This window comes from Lactobacillus apis, from assembly GCF_002837055.1.
Lineage (GTDB): Bacteria > Bacillota > Bacilli > Lactobacillales > Lactobacillaceae > Lactobacillus > Lactobacillus apis.
In genome coordinates this window covers 1-2,489 of sequence record NZ_PDKP01000038.1, presented here as the reverse complement: position 1 = coordinate 2,489, position 2,489 = coordinate 1, and the positions used below count along the sequence as shown (strand labels likewise).

Sequence of the window (2,489 nt, the reverse complement as noted above, 5' to 3'; positions counted from 1 at the left end):
AAAGTCTTGCGCACGTTCAGTCTTTGGGTGCTCAAAGAACTCTTGTGGCGTTGCTTTTTCTTGAATATAGCCATCTGCCATAAACCATACTTCATCTGCAACGTTTTTGGCAAAGCCCATTTCATGGGTAACAACAACCATTGTCATTCCTTTTTGAGCCAAATCCTGCATAACCTTAAGTACTTCCCCGACCATTTCAGGATCTAATGCTGAGGTTGGCTCATCAAAAAGCATTACTTCAGGATCCATTGCTAATGCACGCGCAATCGCTACACGTTGTTGTTGTCCACCAGATAAATTAGCTGGAAAAGCCATCGCTTTTTCTTCTAGCCCAACTTGTTTTAAAAGTTCAACAGCTTTAGCAGTTGCTTCCTCATCACTAGCGTTTTTAACTTTCATTGGTGCCAGCTTAATATTTTCAATAATGTTCATATGTGGAAATAAGTTGAATTGTTGGAACACCATGCCCATTTTTTCACGCAAAGTATCAAGCTGTTTTTCGCTCAAAGCAGTTAATTCTTTATCTTCAAACAGCACTTTGCCTGCAGTTGGTTGATCCAATAAGTTAAGGCAGCGCAAAAAAGTACTCTTACCAGCTCCTGATGGTCCGACTAAACAAATAACCTGGCCATCTTTAACTTCTGCATTAATGTCTTTTAAAACTTCATTTTTGCCAAAAGTTTTCTTCAAGTGTTCAACTTTCAGCACTGGCGCATTTTTAGTCATGATTCATTTTCCTTTCAAAAACTTTCATTAAGCTAGACAAGCCAAAGGTTATGATGAAGTACAAAATCATAGTGATTACTAATGGCATGACTCCACGGTAAGTATCGGCTTGGACAATTCTTGATTGGTAAATCAGATCCTTCACACCGATAACCGATACAATGGAACTTTCCTTAATTAGGGAAACAAATTCATTACCAAGTGCTGGCCAAATATTCTTCATTGCTTGCGGCATGATGACATAGCGCATTGTAGCAGTCTTAGACAGTCCCAATGAGCGAGAAGCTTCAGTTTGCCCAACTGAAATTGAGCTAATTCCCGACCGAATTACTTCAGCAACGTAGGCCGCCGAGTTCAGTGAGACCGCAATAATTCCTGATAAAAGTGCAGGTATATTAATAACTAAGCCTAAGCCAAAGTAAATGAATAATAATTGCACCATTAATGGTGTGCCACGAATGAATTCAATATATGCTGTAGCAATTGAGTGCGCAATTTTATTGTGACTTAAGCGCATTAAGGCTAGGATTGCTCCTAAAAGAAAGCCGAAGAAAACTGAAATTGCCGAGATAAATAGCGTATAGCCAACACCAGCAATAAAGAAGTCCTTGTAGGCCCACATCGAGTTAGAAGCCTTAACCTCTTTTTTAGTTTTGCCTTTAGCAATATATTTACCAACATTAGGTAAATATACTTTAGTTACTAATTTCTTCTTTTTAATTTCATCGATTGATTTATTAGCAGACTTAACTAAACTTTTAGCGCCTTTATGAAAAGCTACAGCACTACCTTGAGAAGGTATTTTAAGTCCAGAAGGTATTGATGTTATGCCATCTGTATTTTTCGCAAAAGCAGCAGCAGATGCAGTATCAACTAAGACTGCATCAAACTTGTTAGTTTTCAGGCCTAAAATAAGATCGTTGGTCTTATCCATTGTTTTGATTTTAGACTTTTTGGCTTGTTCCTTAAGCAGTGTGGCTTGCATACTACCAGTTTGTGCACCAATCGCTTTGCCACTAAAAGACCGATAATCATGGAATTTACCTTTGTCGGACTTTCTGATGATTAGATCCTGTCCACTTTTATAGTAAGTTTGACTAAAGTCAACACTTTGCGCCCGCTTCGGGGTTGCGGTCATTCCAGAAATGACCATATCAATCTTACCCGTCTCAAGTGCAACCAATAATGAATCAAAGTCCATCGTTTTAATGACTAGCTTAACCCCCATGTCTCGGGCAATTTTGCAGCCAACTTCGATATCCATACCCATTACTTTGGATTTGCCATTCACATTTTGGACAAATTCATAAGGAGGAAAATCAGGGCTCGTTCCCATAACCAACTCGCCCTTTTCCTTGACCTTTTTCAAATAATTATCCGTTACTTTTGGGGCTTGCGTACTTTCGGCAGCATTGACAGTTTGTGGCACTAACGCCAACATCATCATTGCTACCAAAAGCGCTTCAAGCCATTTCCACGCTTTTTTCATTATTCCTGCCCTCCGAGGTTAGTATAGTTATTGCAATTATAATAATATGAAAATTAGAATACAACGATATATTTGAGTTATTTTCTCATTTATCATATTTTATCGCAAAAAAAAGCCTTGTCGCATATCGATTTACCCAATATAGACAAAGCTCCTTGATAATCTTATTTAATTATTAATGGTGTGAAGCACCTGAAACTGCATCAGCTGCACTTTCTTTCATTTGATTTTCTGCAGTTACAGGGTATGGCTTGATTCTTGAAGGATCAGTGTT

At 38.4% G+C, this 2,489-nt stretch carries 2 protein-coding genes; both read right to left on the bottom strand.

The genetic code is table 11. The features are described from left to right. The coding region (locus tag CRG87_RS07645; protein ID WP_101138729.1) for an amino acid ABC transporter ATP-binding protein at nt 1–726 on the bottom strand (726 nt) is incomplete at its 3' end. Further along, entirely contained in the window at nt 719–2,215 is a 1,497-nt protein-coding gene (locus tag CRG87_RS07640) for an ABC transporter substrate-binding protein/permease (protein ID WP_074425876.1), read from the bottom strand. The genes CRG87_RS07645 and CRG87_RS07640, both read right to left, overlap by 8 nt. Nucleotides 2,216–2,489 lie beyond the last annotated feature (274 nt).

Excerpts from the sequence above, each read along its gene's own strand:
- CRG87_RS07640 (WP_074425876.1), bottom strand. The coding sequence starts at position 2,215 with ATGAAAAAAGCGTGGAAATGGCTTGAAGCGCTTTTGGTAGCAATGATG.